The organism is Candidatus Methylobacter oryzae (assembly GCF_003994235.2).
GTDB classification, from domain to species: Bacteria; Pseudomonadota; Gammaproteobacteria; order Methylococcales; family Methylomonadaceae; genus Methylobacter_A; species Methylobacter_A oryzae.
The window spans coordinates 96,372-120,508 of record NZ_RYFG02000118.1 but is presented as its reverse complement, the minus strand read 5'-3'; the positions used below and the strand labels follow the sequence as shown (position 1 = coordinate 120,508).

Sequence of the window (24,137 nt, the reverse complement as noted above, 5' to 3'; positions counted from 1 at the left end):
CCTTGAACCTTGAACCTTGAACCTTGAACCTTGAACCTTGAACCTTGAACCTTGAACCTTGAACCTTGAACCTTGAACCTTGAACCTTGAAATCCTGTTCATCTCAGATCTCCACATTTCCCTGGACAAACCGGAAATCACCCGCCGGTTTCTTTCGTTTCTAAGCAACAGAGCGCCCAAAGCCGCAGCCGTCTATATACTTGGCGATCTTTTCGATACCTGGATAGGAGACGATGACTTCACTCCACCGAACAATAAAGTCCGCACGCAGCTTAAGCAACTGACCGACTCAGGCACGCAGGTTTTCTTACAGCAGGGCAACCGCGACTTCCTACTGGGCAAGCGATTCTCTGAAGATACCGGCGTTATATTGCTCGATGAGTACGCAGTGATCGACTTATTCGGCACATCGACATTGCTTACCCACGGCGATTTGTTATGTACCGACGACCTGCCCTATCAAACATTTCGCATCAAATCACATAGCCTGGAATGGCAACAGTCCGTATTGTCCAAACCTCTATTTTTACGTTTATTGGCCGCACGCTGGTATCGCATTCGCAGTTATTTCCATAAGCGAAAGAAAAATCAAGATATTATGGATGTGAATCAGGATACCGTGATCCAAGTTATGCGCGAAAGGCACTGCCGACGCTTAATTCATGGACATACGCATCGGCCTGCCATCCATGATTTCAACGTCGATGGCCAATCGGCCCAGCGCTTTGTATTGGCCGCTTGGAGCAAGAACTCAGCCGAAGCATTATGCTGGAGCGCTGACGGATATAAAATCGAATCCCTGTAATGGGCTTGCCTGTTTTATCGGATCAAAAAAACGAATTTATATTTAAAGTCTTTATTTGCGTTCATGCTGACAAAGAATTGAATAAACACTTTTATATACTGCCAATCCCTGGTCAATAATATTTCAGACATTTTGTTCCGTGGCCGGCTATCTTGAAAAACTTAACACTCTCTTAAACACACTGTGTTTTATCAAAACGTTACACGCATCAATGTGTGCCAGCCACCTTTAAAAGTTGACTTTTTAAGCAAAATCATTAAATTTAGGCGCCTAGAGTGAAAATTTCCTGTCTCCATGGAACATGAAAACCACCCTAAACTAATATTAGTCCTAAAAAACATAATCACTATTCTGTCAAATTAACAGAATACCAGGAGAAATATAATATGAAGAAGCCTTTGAAAAGTTGGCTGCTTGCGTCAAGTGTGGCTGCTTTATTAGCTGCACCTGCAGTTTCAACTGCTAACAGCGATCTTGAAAAACTCACCCAAAACCCTGCTAACTGGGCAAGTTGGGGTGGTGATTACGCAGGTACTCGTTACAGCAAATTAAGCGAAATCAACGCTACTAACGTAAAGAACTTGCAACCAGCCTGGTCTTTTTCTACTGGTGTCTTACGTGGACACGAAGGCGGCCCACTGGTTGTTAACGACGTTCTATACATTCACACGCCTTTCCCTAACACTGTTTACGCGATCGACCAAAAAACTCAATCCGTAATCTGGGAATTCACTCCAACACAAGACGCCGATGTAACTATCCCGGTTATGTGCTGCGACACTGTCAACCGTGGTTTGGCTTATGGTGACGGCAAAATCTTCTTACAACAATCCGATACCGTTTTAACTGCGTTGGACGCAAAAACCGGTAAACGCGTATGGAGCGTACAAAACGGCGACCCTAAATTGGGTATGACCAATACTTCTGCACCATTAGTTGTTAAAGACAAAGTTCTGACCGGTATTTCCGGCGGTGAGTTTGGTGTTCGCGGTTTCTTGGCTGCTTATAACATCAACACCGGTGAATTGGCCTGGAAAGGCTACAGCATGGGTCCAGATAAAGATACGCTGATCGATGCAAAGAAAACAACTACCTGGAAAGACGGCAAAGTTGCTCCTGTTGGCGAAAACTCAAGCATAAGCACTTGGCAAGGCGACCAATGGAAAATCGGCGGCGGTACTACTTGGGGTTGGACCAGCTACGATCCTAAACTGAACTTGATCTATTACGGATCTGGCAACCCATCTACATGGAACCCGGTACAACGTCCAGGCGACAACAAATGGTCTATGTCATTGTGGGCTCGCGACGCTGACACTGGAGCTGTTAAATGGGTTTACCAAATGACTCCACACGATGAGTGGGACTTTGACGGTATCAACGAAACCGTTCTGGTTGACCAAGAAGTTAAAGGCCAAATGCACAAAACTATCGTGCATTTCGACCGTAACGGTTTTGGCTATACTTTAGATCGTGAAACCGGCGAACTGCTTGTTGCTGAAAAATTCGACAAATCAGTTAACTGGGCAACTCACGTTGACATGAAAACAGGCCGCCCACAAGTTGTATCTAAATACTCAACCGAACAAAACGGCGAAGACGTTAACACTCAAGGCGTTTGCCCTGCTGCGTTAGGAAGTAAAAACCAACAACCGGTTTCTTACTCTCCACAAACAGGCTTGTTCTACATCTCCGGTAACCACCTGTGCATGGACTACGAACCGTTCGAAGTATCTTACACAGCTGGTCAACCTTACGTTGGTGCAACCTTAACCATGATGCCTGCTGGTGCAGACGTTATGACCGGAAAGCCGGACGGCACAACCAACCTGGGACAGTTCACAGCTTATGACGCTAAAACAGGTAAAATCGTTTGGTCTAACAAAGAACAATTCTCTGTTTGGTCAGGTTCTGTTGCAACTGCCGGCGGCGTCGTATTCTACGGCACTCTGGAAGGCTATCTGAAAGCGGTTGACGCAAAAACAGGTAAAGAACTGTATAAATTCAAAACACCTTCCGGCATCATCGGTAACGTTAATACTTGGGAATACAACGGCAAACAATATGTTGGCGTTCTTTCAGGTATCGGCGGATGGGCTGGTATCGGTATTGCTGCCGGTCTTGACACTGGTGAAGCAAATTCAAACTCTGAAGGTTTGGGTGCGGTGGGAGCATACAGAAGCTTAAGCTCTTTCACTAAGCTGGGCGGTACATTAACTGTATTCACGTTGCCTAGCAACTAAATCGGTCTGATTTTTTAGACCGTATAAAAGCCCTGGTTGATTTATCAGCCAGGGCTTTTTTTTGCCTGCTTATACAGTACACTATTACGCCTTATTGTTTGATACACCAAGGAGATATTAATGAGGACCTTATTCCAATGCACAAGACACTTTGCAATTTTACTTCTAGCTGCATGCTGCTTTACTGCCTCAGCTGAAGAAAAGTTCAAAGTTTGTGCCGACCCGCTGAATCCGCCTTATTCAACAAAGAACAAAGATGGTTTTGAAAATAAAATCGCCGAGCTTTTTGCGAAAGAACTGGGACAAGCCATTGAGTACACATGGCTTCCGCAACGCCTCGGCTTTATCCGCAACACATTGAACGCACCGTTGAATGAAAGCGACGTGGATACTAATGAATATAAATGCGATATCGTTATGGGCGTCCCGGCAGGTTATGACCTTACGTTAACAACCTCATCCTACTACCGGTCGACTTATGTACTTTTAATCGCAAAGAAACGTGGCTGGGATGATATTACCGATGCAGATCAATTGATCGACCTGCCATCACAAAGACAGGAAAAATTGAAAATTGCGATGTTTGACCGCGGCCCCGGAACGACCTGGATGCAAAAAAACGGTTTGCTCGACGTAGGCGTTCCCTACCAATCAATGTCAGGCGATAGCGAAAATAATGTCGCCATGCAGATAGAAAAGGATCTTAAAGCAAAGAAAATCGATATGGTTATTCTGTGGGGGCCGATGGCCGCTTATGTTGCATCTCAAAGCCCCAAAAACAGCTATTCGATGATTCCAATGAAATCGACTCCCGGCATGAAGTTTGATTTTGATATGGCAATGGGTGTTCGTAAAGCCGATAAAGCGCGAAAAGAAACGCTTGATAAACTGATAGCAACTAAAGCCAAAGAAATTCAGTCCATCATAGCCGGCTACGGCATCCCTTTACTGCCGCTACCTCAACAAGCTATTCATGAAGACAAAGATTAAACTCTGATCCTCGGAGCGGCCTCCAAGCCGCTCCACAAAGCTTTATTTACGATTAAACAATCCAACCAAATAAGTAAACCTGACCGCACGTTCATGTGACAACTGGTTCCATTGAAAGCGCCACTTCCAGTTTCCCTCGGTCGTACCTGGAGTATTCATTCGATGCTCTGAGCCCAGCTCTAAAATATCCTGCATAGGGATAATCGCAAGATTCGCAACCGATGCCAAAGCTGCATGAATTAATGCACAGTGCAACGGCATCGCCGGGTTGCCAAGATAATTATAAATGTAGTTTTTCTCATCATTGCTAATACATTGCAACCAGCCTAAGGTCGTATCATTGTCATGAGTACCGGTATAAACAACGCAATTTTTTTCATAATTATCAGGCAAATAAGGATTATCGGGACCGCCGCCAAAAGCAAACTGCAAAATCTTCATGCCGGGCAAATCGAACTCATCCCTTAGCTCCTCAACTTCAGGCGTAATAATACCTAAATCTTCAGCAACCAATGGAATAGACCCATGCTCTGCTTTTATCGCATTCAATAATGCCTTACCTGGCGCCTTAGCCCAGCCTCCATTAATTGCAGTATCTTCGGTGGCCGGTATTTCCCAAGCCGCTTCAAGTCCACGAAAATGATCGATTCGAATAATGTCGAACATCTCAAGCTGGGTTTTCATCCTTTCAACCCACCAATGAAATCCGGTCCTCTTCAGGTAATTCCAGTTATAGTGAGGATTACCCCAGCGCTGTCCCGTTTCGGAAAAATAATCGGGCGGAACCCCCGTTACGACCGACATATTACCGGACTCATCCAGCTTAAAAACATCACGGTGAGACCAAACATCAGCGCTATCGTAAGACACAAAAATAGGAACGTCGCCAAACAGAAAAACCCCTTGCTGATTGGCATAAGTTTTTAATTCCTGCCACTGCTGAAAAAACACATATTGTTCGAATTTAATACATTCAATTTGTGTCTTTAATCGGCGACATGCCTCTTTTATTGCTTTTGCATCTCTTTCCTTGAAATGCTCAGGCCATTGGTTCCAGCACTGCTGATCAAATTCAGCCCTAAGCGCCATAAATAAAGCAAAATCATCAAGCCAAAATGCTTTTTCTTCACAGAAATGCGCAAAAGCATCCCGATCGTGTTGATCGGCACGTTCCAAAAAACCATAATAGGATTTTGCAACCAAACATCTTATGACACAGTCGCCGGCGCATTCTCCACATTTATCAGCCCGTTGCAGCCAACCTTTCTTTACTAACCAATCAATGTTGATCAATTCCGGATTACCGGCATGAGCAGACAAACTCTGATAAGGAGAACCGTCGGCATGCGTCATGCCTAAAGGCAAAACCTGCCATACACTTACTCCGGTATCGTGAAGAAATTTTACAAAATTAAAAGCTTCCTGCCCTAAATCGCCTTGGCGGCCCGTACCCGGCAACGATGTAATATGCAACAAAATGCCGGCTCGACGTTTATTTAAGATGTTATTCACACTTAGCGATCTCTCGTTTATGTTTTTTAATTGCTGGTTTTATTGAATGCGGAGAACCAAATATTAACCCCCATCAATTATGTAAATTCAACGCCTGGACGCATTGCCCCCCCCATAGCCGGAGTACCGGAACCTTGCGTAAAAGACATTGACAGATAAGCGGGAGGCTCCTCGCCTAACAGTCTGTATAAGTTAGCCAAATTAAGCCTATATTGCTTTTCAAAATTACTAACCGCTTCCCCCGGATTATAATCCCCAAACCACCAAAACCAGTCAGATCCTTCACAGACAGCCAGCTGAAGTTCAGCCTGTTCTATTTGTTTTTCCGTTAATCTACCCGCTGAAATGACCTTGTCGAAAGTCCATTTCACATCGCCCAGCATATCCCAGCCGCGGTTTTTGTCCACATCGCCTATCCAGGTCGAGAAAGTGCCGTAAACCCAACTGCCTGCAACTATCTTTGCCAATGGCTTAACCTCGGCCTTATTTTGCAGACACTCCGAAAAAGTCGTTAACTCGATATTTGGATGGCCGGCCAATCTTTCGTATAAAGCACTGAGAAAGTAATAGCCATTCGCAGGAAAATATTCCCATGCATTCTCGCCATCCATGATGATTGAGACCACCTTATCACCTGGCTCATGGGCTGCAATATTTTCGAGGTGGTGAATCAAATCGCCAACCGCATCATCGGCATGCCATTTTGAATACTCAAAACCGATCAGGTCGGACAAGCCATCATCACGAAAAAAACACGCTACATTGGTTTCCTGAAGCTTGAAAGGGTGATGAATGCCCAATGTTTTATCGTTTTCAGGAAGATTTAAACTGTTATGCAGTACAGAGCCGCCGCTGGCTGCCCACTCAAAACCAAAATCACCCAATATTTTTAATGTCGGGCCACTCACACTGCCTTCCGAAGGCCAACACCCTTTAGGTTTAAAACCGAACAGGCGCTTGAAAGTCTGCACCCCTTTATCAAGATGCCAGACAATACGCTCTTCTCCCCCCGGATAAGCATCCAACTCCGGCAGAGGCGCATCGGGCATAGCCTCGCGGGTAGAATTCAAATCCAGTAAAAGCGGCATGATAGGATGAGCGTAAGGCGTCACAGAAAGCTCAACCTGCCCTTTTCTGGCTAATGCCTTGTATCGACAGATAATAGTGGTCAGTTGCTCGGCAATGACCTCTATAATTTCGATCCTGTCGTGTAGCGTATAACCGGATCCTTTTTCTATCAGCCGTTTTATCCGAGTATCGCTTAACTTGATAGTTTCCCCCATCCAAATCAGATGATACCAAGCCAGAATATCGCCTATAAATTGAGAATTGACGTAGGTCAGAGAATCATAATGATGCTCGAGCCAATCGGCCATTTCAATCAATCTTTTGAACGTCGGATAGCGGTTTATCTGTCTTTCCCGGTTTGCGCGCATGCAATCCTTGACCAATTTCATGCGCTCTTCGGGGTCTGCCGGAATACTGGGATTAACCAGTGCCGCCAATAAAGGATCCGTAATAGAAATTTGATCGTGCAAATAGCCGTTGACCTGCCTGGCGTATTCCTCAATTTGTTCCAACAATATCGGCGCAAAATTGACTACCGCTTTGGCCTGCGGCACTGCCTCCAGATGTGCCGCCATATCCACATAGTCTTTAATCACATGCAGATATGTCCACGGCAGCTTGAATTCTCCCGACTGCAAATCTCTATATTCCGGCTGGTGCATGTGCCAGCACAAAACGAGTTTCAATTTTTTGTTATCGGACATAATGTCTTTTTTGTCCCAGCATATCCGGCGTTACCAAAACGACTCCGCCGTGACTGACATGAAAGCGCTTTTCGTCTTCAGCCCTATCCTCACCGATGATTGTGCCTTCCGGAACTTCACAGCCTTTTTCAATAATCGCTTTGGTGATGCGGCAATGGCGGCCGATATTCACTTCCGGTAAAACGATCGTATCTTGCAAGGTCGTATACGAGTTAACGCGAACATTGGAGAATAATAAAGAATGCCTGACTGTAGCACCCGAAATGACGCAGCCTCCTGAAACCATTGAGTCAACAGCCGAACCCCGCCTTTTGTCGCTATCAAATACGAACTTGGCCGGTGGCGTTTGCGCTTGATAAGTCCATATGGGCCAAGTTTTGTCATACAAATTCAGGTCCGGTTTAACGCCAATCAATTCCATATTCGCAGCCCAATACGCATCAATGGTCCCCACATCGCGCCAGTAACTTTGTTCCCCGCTTTGTAAATCCAAAAACGGGTAAGCGTTAACGATATATTTATCGATCACGGCAGGAATAATATCTTTACCGAAATCATGGCTGGAGCCTTTGGTATCCGCATCCTTAAGCAATTGCTCAAACAGAAAACCGGCATTAAAAATATAAATCCCCATCGATGCCAAGGCGGTATCGGTTCTGCCCGGCATCACCGGGGGATGCTCGGGTTTTTCGACAAAATCCCTGACTCTCCGATTTTCATCCACATCCATGACGCCAAAAGCCGTTGCGTCCTGTAGCGAGACTTCTATACAGCCTATCGTTAAATCGGCGTTTTTTTCAACGTGATCGGCCAGCATCGCACCGTAATCCATTTTATAAATATGATCCCCGGCCAGGACCAAGATATGTTCCGGATGGCGGCTACGCAAAATATCGATATTTTGAAAAACAGCGTCAGCGGTTCCTGCATACCAGGAATTCTCATCATGCCTTTGTTGGGCAGGCATCAAGTCGACATACTCTCCGAACTCGCCGCGTAAAAAGCCCCAGCCTTGCTGAATATGCCTGATCAGTGAGTCAGCCTTGTATTGAGTTAAAACCCCTATCTTGCGTATACCGGAATTCATGCAGTTCGACAGGGGAAAATCGATAATTCTAAATTTGCCGCCAAAGGGTACAGCGGGCTTAGCGCGCCAATCGGTCATATTCATTAATCGTGAACCGCGACCACCAGCCAATATGAGTGCGACGGTGTTACGAGTTAAATGACTGATATTATGATCGTGCTTATGAGTACTTGACGCTGACATTTTTCATCTCCATGTGGAATAGACTGACAACTCTTGATGTGTTTGGTAACATTCACCTAACTATTATTCCATTACGCCGAGGCTATTCATAGTGAAAAAGCAATCTAATACCGAGTCCGCTCCAGAAGGGCTTGCGGCACATGCACCATCCGGGGTGACAAACGCACTTGATTCCGATGCCATAAAAATTATCGAAGCCAGACATCATGATCCTTTCTCAGTTTTAGGTCGCCATCTCAAGAACAACCGTATTCAAGTTAAGGTGTATCTGCCTTATGCGGAAACAGTATGCTTTAGCCATAACGGCGCTGCTTTAGACCGCTTGCCCAATACGGACTTTTTTGAATATAACGCCGAACATGAGCAATTACCAGAACATTATCAATTATCCTGGGTCGACAAAAGCGGTTACAAACACGAAAATTACGACCCGTACGATTTTGGCGTTCAATTTCCGGAATTCGACCAACATTTATTCGGCGAAGGCAAACATTGGCATATCTACCAAAAACTGGGCGGACACTTACATACCGTCGATGGTATTGAAGGGGTTTTATTTGCAGTATGGGCGCCTAATGCCGGCAGAGTCAGCGTGGTAGGCGATTTCAATCACTGGGACGGACGCTGCAACCCGATGCGCAGTTTGGGCGGCAGCGGCATCTGGGAACTGTTTGTGCCGGGCTTGCATGCCGGCTGTTACTATAAATTTGAGATTCTAAACCGTAACAGCCATGAAGTTCTGTTAAAAACCGATCCTTACGGTCAGCAATTCGAGTTCCGCCCCAATACCGCGTCCGTCGTAATTAACGAAGACAGCTATGTTTGGGAAGACCAACAATGGATGAGTGACCGCGTGCGCCACAATTGGCTGCATGAACCTATGTCTATTTATGAAGTGCATCTGGGCTCCTGGCGACGCGACCATCTAGGCAATTTCCTGAATTATCGTCAACTGGCCGAGCAGCTAGTCGATTATGTCAAAGACATGGGTTATACCCATATTGAATTATTACCAATCACCGAACATCCGTTGGACGCGTCCTGGGGTTACCAAACCACCGGTTATTTTGCCCCAACCAGCCGCTTCGGCACGCCGGATGACTTTCGCTATTTTATCGACACCCTTCATCAAAACGGAATCGGCGTCATCCTGGATTGGGTACCGGCGCACTTCCCTAAAGACAACTTTGCACTAGCCCGCTTTGACGGCAGCGCACTTTATGAACACGAAGATCCGCGTAAAGGCGAGCACCGCGACTGGGGTACGCTGATTTATAATTATGGCCGCAACGAAGTGAAAAACTTTTTGCTGTCCAGCGCCATCTTCTGGCTGGAGGAATTCCATCTTGACGGCTTGCGTGTCGATGCGGTTGCGTCAATGCTGTACCTGGATTATTCACGCAACGAAAACGACTGGATTCCCAATATGTACGGCGGCAACGAGAACCTGGAAGCGATCGACTTCCTGAGGGAGCTCAATTCCGTCACGCACCAGCAACATCCCGGCACCGTCATGATGGCCGAAGAATCCACGTCCTGGCCGCAAGTCACCCGTCCGACCTGGACCGGCGGTTTGGGTTTCTCGATGAAATGGAATATGGGCTGGATGCACGACACCTTGGCTTACATGAGCCAGGAGCCGATACATCGCAAATACCATCACGACCAGCTCACGTTCGGCATGCTCTATGCGTTTACCGAAAACTTCTGCCTGCCTTTCTCCCACGACGAAGTCGTGCACGGCAAAGGCTCGTTAGTCAGCAAAATGCCCGGAGACGAATGGCAGCGCTTCGCCAACCTTCGGCTGCTGTACACCTTAATGTTCACCTACCCCGGCAAGAAACTGCTATTCATGGGCTGCGAATTCGGTCAAGGTACGGAATGGAACTTCAACAAGGACTTGGACTGGTATGTTCTGGATTATGCACATCACAAAGGCGTACAGACATTGGTAAAAGACCTGAATCATCTTTACAAAAAACATCCCGCTTTATATCAACACGATTTCGATCACCATGGCTTTGAATGGATCGATTGCCACGACGTGCAACAATCCATCATCAGTTATCGGCGTAAAACCGAGCATGAAGATTTGATCGTGGTGCTGAACTTTACCCCGGTAATGCGTGAACAATACCGGATTGGCGTACCGCTGCCAGGCACCTATACGGAAATATTCAACTCCGACTCCGGATATTATGACGGCGGCAATGTCGGCAATGGCGCAGCATTATCGGAGCCCACGCCCTGGATGAACCAGCCTCACTCCATCAGCCTTACGTTACCGCCTCTGGGTGGCATAATCTTGAAATTATAACTATCAAAATTCAGCTCCCTACATTTAATCAAATTACAGCGAAGGTAAATGAAAAAAATACTTTTTGTCACCAGTGAAGCCCATCCTCTGATTAAAACAGGAGGTTTGGCCGATGTCTCCGGTAGTCTGCCCAAGGCGCTATCGGAATTGGGTGAAGATGTACGCATTATCATGCCTAACTATCAGGCCATCAACAGAACGGAAGAAGTCCGCTACTTAAGCACGGTTTATGTCAACAATTATGCCGTGAATATTCTGGAAACCCGGCTGCCCGGTACCGGCGTCACCGTGTGGCTGGTCGATTGCCCCGAATTTTTTAATTATCCGGGCAATCCCTATGTCGATGAACACGGCAAACCATGGGCCAACGGCGCGGAACGTTTTGCTTTATTTTGCCGCGTCACTGTCGAAGTTGCGATGAACCGGAGCTGGCTGGATTGGAAACCCGACATCGTCCACTGCAACGACTGGCAGAGCGGCTTGGTGCCTGCCCTGCTATCGTTGGAATACAGCCGTCCGGCTATTGTTTTTACGATACATAATATGGCTTACCAGGGCATATTCCCAAAAGCGACTTACCTTTCGTTAAATTTGCCGGGCCAGCTTTGGAACCCCCATGGCATAGAATTCCATGACATGTTGTCGTTTCTTAAAGGCGGCCTGGTTTACTCGGACCGTATTACCACTGTTAGTCCAACCTATGCCAAAGAGATTCAAACCGCCGAATTCGGCTACGGACTGGAAGGCCTGCTGAGTTACCGGAAAGACTTCCTGAGCGGCATTATCAACGGCATAGATTCCGACCACTGGAATCCCGAAACCGATGCCAACATCGTCCAAACCTTTAACCACTCAACATTAAATAAAAAACAGCTCAACAAAGCGGCATTACAGGAAAAGGTCTCCTTACCGGTTGATAAAAGCATTCCCGTGTTTGGGCTTATCAGCCGTTTAGTAGAACAAAAAGGCATAGACCTGATATTGGAATGTCTCCCCGAAATGCTGACGCATCCGTTGCAATTCGTATTGCTTGGCAGTGGGAATAAAGGCTTTGAACAGCGCCTGCATAATTTTGCCGAAAGCCACCCCGATAAAATATCAATTACTATCGGCTACGATGAAACACTGGCGCACCTAATTGAAGCCGGCGCGGACATCTTCCTGATGCCGTCGCGCTTTGAACCTTGCGGTTTAAACCAGATATACAGCCAACGTTACGGTACTATCCCCATTGTCAGAAAAACTGGAGGGCTGGCCGATACCGTCATTGATACCGTTCCGGAAACGCTAAATAACAATACCGCAACAGGGCTGGTTTTCAATGAAGCCAACGCGGGGACGCTGATGGAAGCCATCAAACGCTCGCTGATTTTATACAACCATTCCAAAACCTGGAAACAGTTACAAATAAACGGCATGCAAAAAGACTACTCCTGGAGTAAAAGCGCCAAGCAGTACATGACCTTGTATAGCCACCTGTAAAGCAATTATCGTCACCCCGCTCAATTTATGAAAACCAAGACCGTAACACTGCATACGGTCTTGGTTGATCTTGTTAAGGTATGCAAAACTCGCTGCCGAGCAATTAGTAAACATATCAAATGACATTTAAATCAGCCCGTAGCGGATTTGTTATTGCCGTCATTGTTGTCGGTTTGTTACACCTATTTTTTGAAATCAACCTGCAATGGCTGATATTGCCAAGCGGCATTTATTTGGCGCTAATTATTTACGGATCGGCAATCATTCAATCTAATTTTCATACCCAGGCCTATTGTTATGGAAATGTTTCCGAGAAAGAAATTGCCCTTTCGTTTGACGACGGTCCAAATCGTCAATATACCCCGCAGGTACTCTCAACTTTAGCGCAATACAATGCATCGGCAACTTTTTTCGTCATCGGCAAGAACATCCGAGGCAATGAGGGCATTTTGAAACAGATCGATGCAGACGGGCATAGTATCGGCAACCACAGCTACACGCATTCTTTTTACATCGATTTTAAAAGCCAGCAAGGCTTTAAAGATGAACTAAACCGGACTGCCGAAAGTGTGTTTAATATCATCGGCAAACGCATGAAATTATTCCGCCCGCCTTACGGAGTAACCACACCCAACCTTGTAAAAGCGTCAAAACTGTTGAATTACAACATTATAGGCTGGAGCATCCGCTCGTTCGATACAACGAGCGATAACATACAAACCATAAGCAAACGCGTACAAACACAAATAAAGCCTGGCGCAATTATCCTGTTTCACGACACTTCGGACAGCACCGTTCAGGCGCTAAAGCAAACGCTTAATTTTACGAAAGAAAATGGCTATAAGATCGTCAGCGTGGAACGGCTTTTAAAAATTGAAGCTTATGAATAACGGCGCAACGACAAAATGATACCGGCTACCCGGTATATGCAGCTCGAATATTTATTAAATATCTTGATCGCATATAAACATCGGAGAGAAAACCAAGGCTCATTAATATCCGTATTCCCCGAATTGTCGATAAAGCTGAGCTGAGCAGTTTGTCTGCTCAACGAAACTTATGCCCTTGGGTAAAAAGCAAATTATTATCCAGCCATGATTTTTTATAAGAACTTTTCTATCTATATCCAAAGGTAAAGCTAATGGATAGAAAGCAAAAACAAGCCCTGAGACTTAAGTAAAAAGTTTCCCATGTTTTTAGGCACCATGTTACTATTCAATAATTTATCAATCTAACTTGGCATAGCTTTTACTTTTGAACGGTCTTGCCGCTTAATGATCGGCTCTATTGGTCGCCCTCAAACGATGAATTTAAAAAAGCTTATTAAAAATATTTACCAAGTGCGGATATTTTAAAATAGCCTATCGATTAAACGTAAATAATATAATGTCTGAATATCCTATGAGCAATTCACCAGAGCCATTTATAAAACGAAATCTGGCGACGATTATAACCCTAGTTTTAATCACTGTACTTTTCCTGGCGTTTTTCTGGTCCTCTGTTGTTATATCGATAAAATCCGGGGAAGTGGGCGTTTTATACAGGCGGTTCGGACAAGGGACAGTGACCGATATGACGTATCCGGAAGGTATTACACTGATATTCCCCTGGAATATCATGTATATTTACGACACTAGAATTCAACAGCATCCGCACAATATGGTAGCTTTAACCAAGGAAGGACTAAAAGTTGAATTGGAAATATCAATTCGCTATTACCCTGAACTGGAAACCGTAGGAATATTACATCAGCGTGTTGGTCCTGACTATTTAAATAAAATAGTCATTCCCGAAGTAGAATCCAATATCAGAGTTCAGGTCGGCCAATTAACGATTGACCAAATGTATTCACCTGACCCGGCTCTTCTTCAGCTTATGGTGAATGATACAATGGACCAACTGGAAAAAAACTATATTACAATTCAAGGCGTAGTTATTACTCGGATTACATTGCCGCAATCAATTGAAACGGTAATGGAGAACAAAATTGAGTCTAAAGAGCTGGCTGACACGTATGAATATCGGATAGAAGTAGAGAAACTGGAAGCCAAACGGAAATTGATCGAAGCCGAAGGTATTAAGGCCTTTAATGAAACCATTAATAAATCACTAACAACGGATATATTAAAATGGCAGGGTATTCAGGCTACTGTCGCTCTTTCTAACTCAGATAATTCGAAAATCGTTGTAATCGGCAATGGTTCTAAAGAAATGCCGATTATTTTAGGCGGCGAATCGGACTCGTCGAAGCATCAAGCAAAATGAAAAAATATGCAATTCCATTGCTGCTAGTTATTATCGCCGCGACTTTACCTATACGTTTTCTATTAGGCTATCTTTCCAGTTATCAGTATTCTCTACATAAGAGGGAAGAATTGGCAAAAATGGATGACAGCGATATTCATATTGCTGTTACGTGGAATCTACCTTTTCTGGGAGAAAGTTTTAAGAAAGGAGTAGATTTAGCACTAGAAGAAGAAAATGAGCGTGGGTTTACTTTTACAAAGAATGGCGTTCTGATACACAAGAAAATGGTTGTTCATGAATTCCATAATGATGAAAACAATAACCGTCGCGTAATAGAAAAAGTTGTCCGCGATTCGAGTATCGTCGCCGCTCTAAGCATAGAGGAATCGAATCAGGCAATTTCATCTTCGGTAAGTTATGAACAGTATGGAGTTTTATCTATATCGGCGTTTGCTACCGACCGGCATTTAACTAACCATGGTTTTAAATACACCTTTAGCATACTCCCCACTTCCCGGGAATATGCACAAGCATTAGTCAGATTTTGCGAGTTTAAAAACTATAAAAATATTGCCGTTCTATATTCGAGGCAAGGCACGGGAGGTCTTAATATCGCAATTAATTTTAGCGGTTTATTAAAAGATAAAGATATTAATGTAGTTTTCTCCCGTTCTCTCGACCCAAAGCAGCACGATTTCCGGGAATTGATCTATGAATTACAGCAGCATAATTTTGATGCTATTTTGCTCGGCGCGAAAGGAGAAATTGCCGGACGAGTAATTAATCAATTACGGACAATGGGCATCGATAAACCGCTATTCAGCGGTATAAGCATGGATGATACAGCTTTATGGAAACTCTCCGGACAAAAATCCAATAATGTTTTTGTCGCGTCCACTTACGATGATACTCAAGAAAGCGAAGATGTTAAGTCGGAAGCCTATGCTAAGTTTACAAATAGATATGGCGAACCGCCTAATTTTGCAGCAAGACAAGGCTATGGTGCATTAAGAATCCTTGCCGCAGCGATAAGGAAAAGCGATTCTACCGTACCGATTGATATAGCTGGAACTTTAAAATATAACTTTAAAAACGAGCATGGAAAAAATTTCTTTGACAATCAAGGGCGCATTGTAGACAAGCCGTTGTATATCAAAGAAATGAAAGATGGCGAATTTCGCATTGTTTTAAAACCGGAGTAAAAAATGTTTAGTTTATATTATGTTTTAATCTGCTTTCTTATCGCCTGTTTAGGAATTAAAAGAAAGTTAGGGTTTTGGGCCTATTTCTTTGCCTCTCTGTTATTAACCCCTGTAGGAGGCATTATATTAATTGCCGCTTCCGATCCGGTCAGAAAAAACCAAAAGCCGTAAACGCAAAATATATCGGGCTTATTCAATATATTCAGCAGTGATTGATTTATTAGCATCTAAAATCCATTTAAACCATTGATATCGACCGCATGATTTTCATCGTTACCGATAATCAACGTGCCGGTTTGAAAACGAACTTCCGCAATAAGCTTGGCTAACGCGCTTTTTACTTGCAGCCGGCCGACTTTTGCCTGCACCAAACGGTCTTCATATTCCAACAAGTTCAATAACTTTGGCGCTTCTTTCATCGCCCGTTCGACCAACTCGTTGACAGCCGGCTGGTAGAAAGCCACCGCTTTTTCAGCCATGCTCTCCTCGGCCATCCGCCTTGTTAAAAGCGATACGTCGACATCAATCTGAGCGCTGATAGTTCTTTCCAACTGCCCAATACCGATCCGGGTATTTCTGGAAAGCGCTTTCTGGCTCGCTAACAAACCTTCCTGCGTATTATTTTCCAATGGATAGGCGAACGACAACTGCCCTGCTAGGTTCGGTCCGGGCACATTCCGGTACACCGCATCGCCGAATGTGCTCGCACTAGCTCCTTCGCTTAAACCTTGATAACCGGCATTCAACGAAACATCCAATTGCGGCATTAAATCGCGGGTATATTTCTTTACCAGGACATTGTTAGCGTCCTGCCTTAAGTTTATCGCTTTCAGGTCGGCGCGATTTTCGATAGCTTGCGCAACCCAGCTTTTATTCAGCTGCTCAGGACTGAGATTGACCGTATCGAATTTAGGAAATTGCTCGACAGATACTTTCACCATGCCAAAGTCGTTATAAGGTGTTCCCATGGCCACCGTCAGCGCGATCTTCGCTTGTTCCAATAATTGCGTAGAAGCTACTACGCTGAGATGTTTACCGGCCAAATACGCCAACACCGCATCGATTTCAGCACGATATTTTTCCCGCATTTCCTTAACGTGCGCAGGATCTTTTTGGATGAACAACTGTTTCGCCTTATCCGCCCACTCCTGAACGCGCTGCTCGGATATACGGTTAATCTCCAACGTTTCTTCGGCAACCTTATAATCCCAATAAGCATTGATCGCATTCAATACGATTGAAGAAATCACGAAGCTCAAATCGTTCTGCGCGGCTTTATATTGCAGAATCGCCGCTTTTTCGGCGGCTCCGGCCGACTCCTCTGTAGCACCCTTCAATAACGGGATGTTCAATTGAAAGTTAACGTTCGATTGATTGCTGGTCGTTAAATCAACGCCCTGTGCGTTGGCTTGGCTCTGACCGTTCAGAGGATCTGTACGAAGGACATTGACACTAAACCCGGCTGAGATACCGGTGCGAAACTGCTTCAGAATACCGGCCTGCAACAAATGCTGATAAGATTGCAAATAGCTTAAGTTGAAAAAGCCCGACTGGTTGTAGCTGATGATCGGCGCATTACTTAACTTAGTGCTATAGCTGGACAGTACCTGATGATCGAATTGGCCGGTTTGGACTTTTACGCCGGCTTCGGCGCCTTCCACAGCCGCTTGTTGTTGCAGAATTTCCGGGGCTTGTATCAATGTGCTATTAATTACCCGAGCCAAATCGTAGACTTCGTCAGCATGGCCGATATTCGTTGAAGCAAGAAAAACCAATAGTTCAGCAACTATTTTCTTATATTTTTTATTATTGTTTTTCATAATCATACATAACATTAAAATATTAATTTATCAGTAAAACCAGCGCCCCATTGCTTTCCGGATTTACTTTGACAAATTCCTTCTTGCTTAAAATTCGGGTAAACCGAAAATCTCCAACCAGATATTAAACGTCAGCACCATCAACAGCCAATCGTCGTCGAACGTTTGATTAATGTTGAAACCGTCCGCTCGATAAGTTTTCTTCAGGCGCTCGATGACGTCCGGATTGAAGTAACCTTGGCGCTTAATCCGTTCGTAAGACAATAAATCCTCTATCCATTCGTTATTTTGCCGCAACAGATTCGGGCTGCCCGGCGCGACAAAGCTGAACTTCGGCCGGTTAATCACCGCATCCGGCACGTAGCGCCGCGCCAATTGTTTCAGGATATATTTTTCCTGCATGTTGTTGACTAAAAAATGCGGCGGGATGGTCCGGGCGCAGGCAATCACGTTAACGTCCAAAAACGGATAGCGGGCTTCGACCGAGTTCGCATACGCGACCCTGTCGCCGTGATCGGCCAGCAAATGATCGGACATCCGCAACTTAAAATCCAGGTACGAGCGCTTATGGATAGCATGCCGCCCCAGCAATTTACCGGTATCGACCGGCGCATGATTGGTGCATTCGAACTCCTCGGCCTGTTCCAAAACAGCCGATGCATACAAAGCGCGCTTGGTGTCCTTGAATTCGTGATAGTTTTTTTCGTAGAAAAACGGCTCGCCCCAGCATTCTTCCTGCAACTGCGTTTCCAGCATCGCTTCCAAACTAAAATCGTCCTGCTCGCGGTTTTGGTCCAAGCGATAGCCGACATAACCGGCAAACAATTCGTCCGCACCCTCACCGGTTAACACGACTTTTAAACCTTGCTGTTTAACCAAGCCCGACAACGCCAGCGAACAACTGTTATACGATTCCTTTAACGGTGTTTCGGCATGGAAAATCATGTCCTGCAAACGTTCCGCAATATGCTCGCTGTCGAATACCGTTTCGTGATGAATCGAATTGACCTGCGCCGCCATGATCTGCTGATAATGGCGTTCATCAATGGCTTTGTCATGAAAACCGATCGAGAACGAATGCCGCTGTTTTTCCGGCGACAAGTCATGAATCAGTCCTGCAATCAACGATGAATCCAATCCCCCGCTCAGGTAAAAACCGACCGGCACATCGGCATGCAGCCGATAGTTGACCGCTTTGCGTAATGCCTCGTCCAAACGGTCGATGCAATCCTGTTCCGAGATTTGGTTATCCAGTTCCGATTGCAGCGGATAGGTCAAATCCCAATATTCCTTAACTTTGACGTCGCCTTGCTCGACCAAGATGAAATGGCCGGGCTTTAGCGCGTGGATGTTTTGAAACAACGTACGCGGGCTGACTAGGCCCGGAAAAGTAAAAATCTGGTCCAGCCCGGTTAAATCGACGCGACGTTCAACGGCTGGATATTTAAGAATGGCTTTAATCTCGGAACCGAAAATAAAACGCTGCCCGGCCACAGTATAAAACAGTGGCGCGATGCCGACATGATCGCGCGCCAGCATCAGCCGTTTTTGCCGTTTGTCGTACAACGCAAACGCAAACTGTCCGTTCAGGCGCTGCAATAACTCAACGCCGTATTGCTCGTACAAATGCAGTATGACTTCAATATCGCAGGCGGTTTTAAAACGGTGGCCTTGCTTGATCAAATCGGCTTGCAGTTCGCGGTAGTTATAAATTTCGCCGTTGCAAATCAAGACCAGCGTATCGTCTTCATTGCTGATCGGTTGATTGCCGCTGGCCAAATCGATAATCGACAACCGCCGGAAACCCAGGCCCAATCCGGGTTCCTGGTAAAAACCGTCGTCGTCGGGACCGCGATAGGCAAAACTGTCGACCATGGTTTGCAATAACGCGCGCTCGACCGGCTGCTCCCCGGCTAAATGATAAATACCGGCTATACCGCACATCGCCTAAAAATCCTCGTCCAAAGCCATAGTCGCCTGTAAAAAGTCGGCCTGCTCGACGCTCGCCGCCGATTGGAAAAAATCCGCCAAGCGTTGCTGCCCGGACTGCGACGACATCGCTTGCAGATGGGCCTTAAGCTGCTGCAAATAGGCTTTAACAGTCTCCGCACTGAACAACGCCGAGTTATAAGTCATTTGCAGATTCAAGCCCTTATCCGGGATCGCCAGCAGGGTCAACGGATAATTGGTGTGTTCGTAGGCTTTGACGCCGCACAGCCGCAACGGTTGTTCGGCATTCAGCAAGGCTTTATCGACCGGGTAATTCTCGTAGATAAAAATGCTGTCGAACGCAACGTTAGCGCCCGACCAATTTTTAATGTCGGCCAGCGAAGAATATTCGTACTGCTGCATCGCAAACTGCTTGGCCTGTATCGCTTTCAGCCAATCCGACAACGGCATGTCGCGATCCAGTTGAAGATATAACGGCAAGGTATTGATAAACAGCCCGGCAATGCTTTCTATGCCGTCCAAATTGTTTGCCCGGCCCGACACGGTAATACCGAACAACACGCCGTCGCTGCCGCTGCGTTCCGCAACGACCAGAGCCCAGGCCGCCTGGACCAACGTATTCAACGTAACGCCCAATTGCTGAGCCAGTTGTTGCAGGGCAAGGCATTCGGCTTCGGCTATTTGATCGAACAATTCAAGGTAACCCTGCTGACCGGTCCGGTCCGTAAGCAACGCGCCGGGCTCCGCATCCTGCAAAATATCTTGCCAAAAGCGTTGCGCCTGTTGCCGGTTCTGGTTTTCCAGCCAGGCGATGTAATCGCGGTATTGCGCGGCCTGCGGCAATTGCGGCGTTTGTGCGACCAGCAATGCGTTATAGCCATGCAGCACGTCTTTAATAATCAACGCGACGCTCCAGCCGTCCAGCAGAATATGCGAATGAGTCCACAGCAAGCGCCACAGTCCGTCCGGCATTTGCACCAGCGTCCAGCGCATTAACGGCGCGCGGTCCAGCTCAAACAGTTTTTTCCTGTCGTCACCGACAAACTGCTGCCAGCGCTGTTCCGCGGCTTGCGCGCTTAACTCGCGCCAATCCAGGTCTTGCCATAGGCATTCGGTCTGTTTTAACAGCGCCTGCAACGGCCTGCTCAAGCCTTTCCAAACTACCGCAGTCCGCAATACGCTGTGCCGTTGCATCGCTTCCCGCCAAGCCTGTTGGAATAACGCCATATCCATACGGCCTTGAAAATCGTAACTTAGCTGCTCGAAATAAACGTCGGCCGAGCTGTCGCTTAAGGCGTGGAACAACATGCCTTCCTGGGTCGGCGACAGCGGATATAGCGCTTCAAGTTCGGGATACTGCGCCTGTAAGCTGCTTAGCTCTGCCGTGCTTAAGCCTGCCAATGAAAAATCCCCGGACACCAATAAGCCGTCGATAGCCGTTTGCATGGTCCGGGCAATCTGCTCGATGGTTTCGGCTTTATGCAATTGTTCGCTGTAGACGAAATCGATCCGCAAGCTGCCCTGGTAAACCAGCGCGTTGATCTCCAGTAAATACGGCCTGATGCCGCGAGCATCGTGAGTGGCTCCGTGATCTTCCTCGGCCAATTCGAACAATCCGTCTGGACTGAACAAATGGTCGAACTGGCCCAAATAATTGAACACCACTTGCGCTTTCGGCAAGGCTTTAAGCGCTTCCGAGCCGGATAAATAACGCAATACGCCGTAATCCAATCCGTTTTGCGGCAGTTTGTCCAAACCGTTCTTGACCTTCAGCAAAACTTCGCCGGGTTCGCCGTCGGCGTTGACCGCGAACGGGTAAATAGCCGTCAGCCAGCCGCAAGTCCGGGAAATATCCAAGTCGGATATCGGCTCGCGTCCATGACCTTCCAGATCGATCAGCAAATCGCCAAGACCCGACCGGTTGCGCAAACCCAACAGCAACGAGGTCAGCAAAATATCCTGGATGCGCTGGTTCTTGGCTTGCAACAGTGATTTGGTCCGCTCCGGATCGAGCACCAACGTATAGGTTTGCGCGCTGCCGCTGGTGTTTTCGCCGTTGAAATCGGTCGGCAAAGCCGCATAAGAACCTTGAGTTAACGCCGGCCAGCCGGATATTTGCCGGCTATAGCTTTGCAGCGCTTGGGTCCATTGCGCAAAGGTCGCGCTTTCCGGCAATTGCACGGCTTGGCCCTGCTGCAACTGATTGAACGCGGTTTCCAAATCCTCCAGCAAAATCCGCCACGATACGCCGTCGACGACCAAGTGATGCACGATGATCAACAGCCGCTGCTCTTGCTGACTCAACTTGAATAATAAGGCCTTGATCAACACGCCTTTTTGCAGGTTCAAATCGCCTTGCGCCTGCTCGGCGGCTTCGGCCAGCAAAGCGGTGCGCTCCGACTCGGGATATGCGGTCAGGTCTATTCTACTGAGCCGGACCGGCTTGCAATCAGGATTCAAACGCTGTTCGGGAACGGCCGCATTCGGCTGGTTGATAAAGCGGTAGCGCAAACAGGCATGATGATATTGCAACGCCTGTAAAGCTTTTTCCAGCAAATCCGGTGCAAGCGGCTGCTTGCACTTGAGCAACACGGCTTGATTCCAATGCTGGGAGTGGGCGATTTTTTGTTCGAAAAACCAATGCTGAACCGGGCTTAATTGAATCGCATCGTTATCGTTTTGCACCGGCGCGGCCACAGCGGCAGGCGCCGAAGCCATTGTAGAGCCGGCCTGTTGAGCCAGTTCGGCAATGGTTTGATGCAGGAATAATTGGTTCGGCGCCAGTTTCATTCCGGCGCGGTTGGCCTTGCTGATCAGTTGTATCGCTAAAATCGAATCGCCGCCCAACTGAAAGAAGTTATCGTGTATGCCGACTTTATCCAGCTTTAACAACTCGGCCCAAATGGCCGCCAGCGTCCGTTCGGCTTGGGTTTGCGGCGCGGCAAAATTGCTGTCGGCCGCCGGAGCGCCGCGTTCCGGCACAGGCAACGCTTTACGGTCGATTTTGCCGTTCACGTTCAGAGGCATCTTCGGCAGCACGGTGTAATACGCCGGCTGCATGTATTCGGGTAAATGCGCCGCGGCCAATTCGCGCAACTGTTTAATCAATTCGGCTTGTGAAGCTTGGACGTCGGCTACCAGATAAGCGGCCAAGCGTTTGTGCTCGTCTTCTTCATAAACCGTCACGACCGTTTCGTTGACTTGCGGATGGCCAGTCAGCACGGCTTCGATTTCGCCCAGCTCGATTCTAAAACCCCGAATTTTGACTTGGGTATCGGCGCGTCCGATATATTCCATATCGCCGTTGGCGAGCCTAAGCGCCAAGTCGCCGGAACGGTATAAACGCTGGCCGGGAAATTGCGGCAGCGTGATAAAACGTTCGCTATTGAGTTCCGGCCGGTTCAAATAGCCGCGTGCAACGCCGTCGCCGCCGACATAAATTTCGCCTTCGACATCGACCGCCACTGGCTGTTGGGCTTCGTCCAGCAAATGCAGCTCAAGGTCGGGAATCGCGACACCGATCAATTTGCTGTTGCCGTCGCGAATATCCTGCATCGTAACCGGGCGGTAACTCGAATGCACCGTGGTTTCGGTAATGCCGTACATATTGACCAGGCGCGGTGCCGAATCGCCGTGACGGAGCAACCAAGGTTCCAGCATTTTGAAATTCAACGCTTCACCGCCGAACGTCACGCAACGCAACGCTATCGCATCGGCCGGATAATTCTGGTCGACGCGAACCAGCGGCGCGAATGCCGACGGCGTTTGATTCAGAAACGTGACCCGCTCGTCGACCAGCAACTGGTAAAACTGTTCCGGCGTCCGCGCGGTTGCGTGCGGCACAACGACCAAGCGGCCACCGTATAGCAATGCGCCCCAAATCTCCCAAACCGACATGTCGAACGCAAACGAATGGAACAAGGCCCAAACATCCTGGCGGTTAAAGTTAAACCAGTGCTCGGTCGAACGGAACAAGCGCATCACATTGTGCTGGGTAATTTGCACGCCTTTGGGCTGGCCGGTCGAACCGGACGTGTACATCACATAACAAAGCGTCTGCGCCGGATCGCCCGGATAATCCACCGATAGATTTTGCTCGGAATAGCCGGCGTTAATCTTGGCCTGCTCGGCGTCCAGGTCGATCAAATGCTCGACCGCACTGAATTTGCTCGCCAAGCGGCTCTGGGTCAGCACGATGTTGGTTGCCGAATCTTGCAGGATAAACGCCAGCCGTTCCGGCGGCGCGTTGATGTCCAAAGGCAAATAAGCACCGCCCGCTTTAAGGATGGCAACAATCGCTACGACTAAATCCAAGCCGCGTTCCAATGAAAGGCCGACCACAACCTCGGGTTTCACGCCGAGCGACTGTAAATAATGCGCAAGCCGGTTGCTGCGCGCGTTTAGTTCGGCATAACTGATCGTTACGCCGTCAAACGTCAACGCCGGTGCGTCCGGCTGCTCGGCTGTCTGCCGTTGAAATTCCTGATGTAATAAAGCGTATTGCGCCATGATGTTCCTTCAGTGTGT

General features: G+C 47.2%; 15 protein-coding genes. 9 read left to right on the top strand and 6 right to left on the bottom strand.

Annotation, left to right across the window (positions count from 1 at the left end; genetic code table 11):
- Window positions 1-79 precede the first annotated feature (79 nt).
- The 3 genes from EKO24_RS19340 (at window position 80) to EKO24_RS19330 (ending at window position 4,038) form a co-directional block, all read left to right on the top strand.
- Entirely contained in the window at window positions 80-805 is a 726-nt protein-coding gene (locus tag EKO24_RS19340; RefSeq protein ID WP_127027503.1) for a UDP-2,3-diacylglucosamine diphosphatase, read from the top strand.
- 386 nt (window positions 806-1,191) lie between these two features.
- The gene (locus tag EKO24_RS19335; RefSeq protein WP_127027502.1) at window positions 1,192-3,048 is read left to right on the top strand and encodes a methanol/ethanol family PQQ-dependent dehydrogenase; all 1,857 of its coding nucleotides are present in this window, start codon (window positions 1,192-1,194) and stop codon (window positions 3,046-3,048) included.
- Window positions 3,049-3,168: 120 nt separating this feature from the next.
- The gene (locus EKO24_RS19330; protein WP_127027501.1) at window positions 3,169-4,038 is read left to right on the top strand and encodes a quinoprotein dehydrogenase-associated putative ABC transporter substrate-binding protein; all 870 of its coding nucleotides are present in this window, start codon (window positions 3,169-3,171) and stop codon (window positions 4,036-4,038) included.
- 42 nt (window positions 4,039-4,080) lie between these two features.
- On the opposite strand, the gene malQ is transcribed toward EKO24_RS19330, so the two are convergent.
- From malQ to glgC, 3 genes are all read right to left on the bottom strand, one after another.
- On the bottom strand, window positions 4,081-5,550 hold the full coding sequence (malQ, locus tag EKO24_RS19325) for a 4-alpha-glucanotransferase (protein ID WP_127027500.1): 1,470 nt from the start codon (window positions 5,548-5,550) through the stop codon (window positions 4,081-4,083).
- A gap of 77 nt (window positions 5,551-5,627) precedes the next feature.
- Window positions 5,628-7,322: a glycoside hydrolase family 57 protein gene (locus tag EKO24_RS19320; protein ID WP_127027499.1), complete on the bottom strand. Its 1,695-nt coding sequence runs from the start codon at window positions 7,320-7,322 to the stop codon at window positions 5,628-5,630.
- Window positions 7,312-8,592, bottom strand: a complete 1,281-nt coding sequence (gene glgC, locus EKO24_RS19315; protein ID WP_127027498.1) for a glucose-1-phosphate adenylyltransferase — start codon at window positions 8,590-8,592, stop codon at window positions 7,312-7,314. The genes EKO24_RS19320 and glgC overlap by 11 nt, the downstream gene beginning before the upstream one ends.
- 154 nt (window positions 8,593-8,746) lie before the next feature.
- Between glgC and glgB the strand changes: the two genes are divergently transcribed.
- The 6 genes from glgB (at window position 8,747) to EKO24_RS22945 (ending at window position 16,011) form a co-directional block, all read left to right on the top strand.
- Window positions 8,747-10,909 (top strand): 1,4-alpha-glucan branching protein GlgB, encoded by a 2,163-nt coding sequence (gene glgB / locus EKO24_RS19310; RefSeq protein WP_127027567.1) that lies wholly within the window; start codon window positions 8,747-8,749, stop codon window positions 10,907-10,909.
- A gap of 48 nt (window positions 10,910-10,957) precedes the next feature.
- Window positions 10,958-12,391: a glycogen synthase GlgA gene (gene glgA / locus EKO24_RS19305; protein ID WP_127027497.1), complete on the top strand. Its 1,434-nt coding sequence runs from the start codon at window positions 10,958-10,960 to the stop codon at window positions 12,389-12,391.
- 119 nt (window positions 12,392-12,510) lie between these two features.
- Complete coding sequence (locus EKO24_RS19300; protein ID WP_127027496.1) at window positions 12,511-13,281, top strand: polysaccharide deacetylase family protein; 771 nt, start codon at window positions 12,511-12,513, stop codon at window positions 13,279-13,281.
- A gap of 511 nt (window positions 13,282-13,792) precedes the next feature.
- Entirely contained in the window at window positions 13,793-14,656 is an 864-nt protein-coding gene (locus tag EKO24_RS19295) for a prohibitin family protein (RefSeq protein ID WP_161990629.1), read from the top strand.
- On the top strand, window positions 14,653-15,840 hold the full coding sequence (locus EKO24_RS19290) for an ABC transporter substrate-binding protein (protein WP_127027494.1): 1,188 nt from the start codon (window positions 14,653-14,655) through the stop codon (window positions 15,838-15,840). The genes EKO24_RS19295 and EKO24_RS19290 overlap by 4 nt, the downstream gene beginning before the upstream one ends.
- A gap of 3 nt (window positions 15,841-15,843) precedes the next feature.
- The gene (locus EKO24_RS22945; protein WP_206667318.1) at window positions 15,844-16,011 is read left to right on the top strand and encodes a hypothetical protein; all 168 of its coding nucleotides are present in this window, start codon (window positions 15,844-15,846) and stop codon (window positions 16,009-16,011) included.
- Window positions 16,012-16,067: 56 nt separating this feature from the next.
- On the opposite strand, the gene EKO24_RS19285 is transcribed toward EKO24_RS22945, so the two are convergent.
- From EKO24_RS19285 to EKO24_RS19275, 3 genes are all read right to left on the bottom strand, one after another.
- Window positions 16,068-17,660 (bottom strand): TolC family protein, encoded by a 1,593-nt coding sequence (locus EKO24_RS19285; protein WP_161990628.1) that lies wholly within the window; start codon window positions 17,658-17,660, stop codon window positions 16,068-16,070.
- A gap of 87 nt (window positions 17,661-17,747) precedes the next feature.
- Window positions 17,748-19,604 (bottom strand): asparagine synthase (glutamine-hydrolyzing), encoded by a 1,857-nt coding sequence (gene asnB / locus EKO24_RS19280; RefSeq protein ID WP_127027492.1) that lies wholly within the window; start codon window positions 19,602-19,604, stop codon window positions 17,748-17,750.
- Window positions 19,605-19,607: 3 nt separating this feature from the next.
- Window positions 19,608-24,119 carry a non-ribosomal peptide synthetase gene (locus EKO24_RS19275; protein ID WP_127027491.1) on the bottom strand — a complete coding sequence of 1,504 codons (4,512 nt, stop codon included), beginning with the start codon at window positions 24,117-24,119 and terminating at the stop codon, window positions 19,608-19,610.
- Window positions 24,120-24,137: the final 18 nt, after the last annotated feature.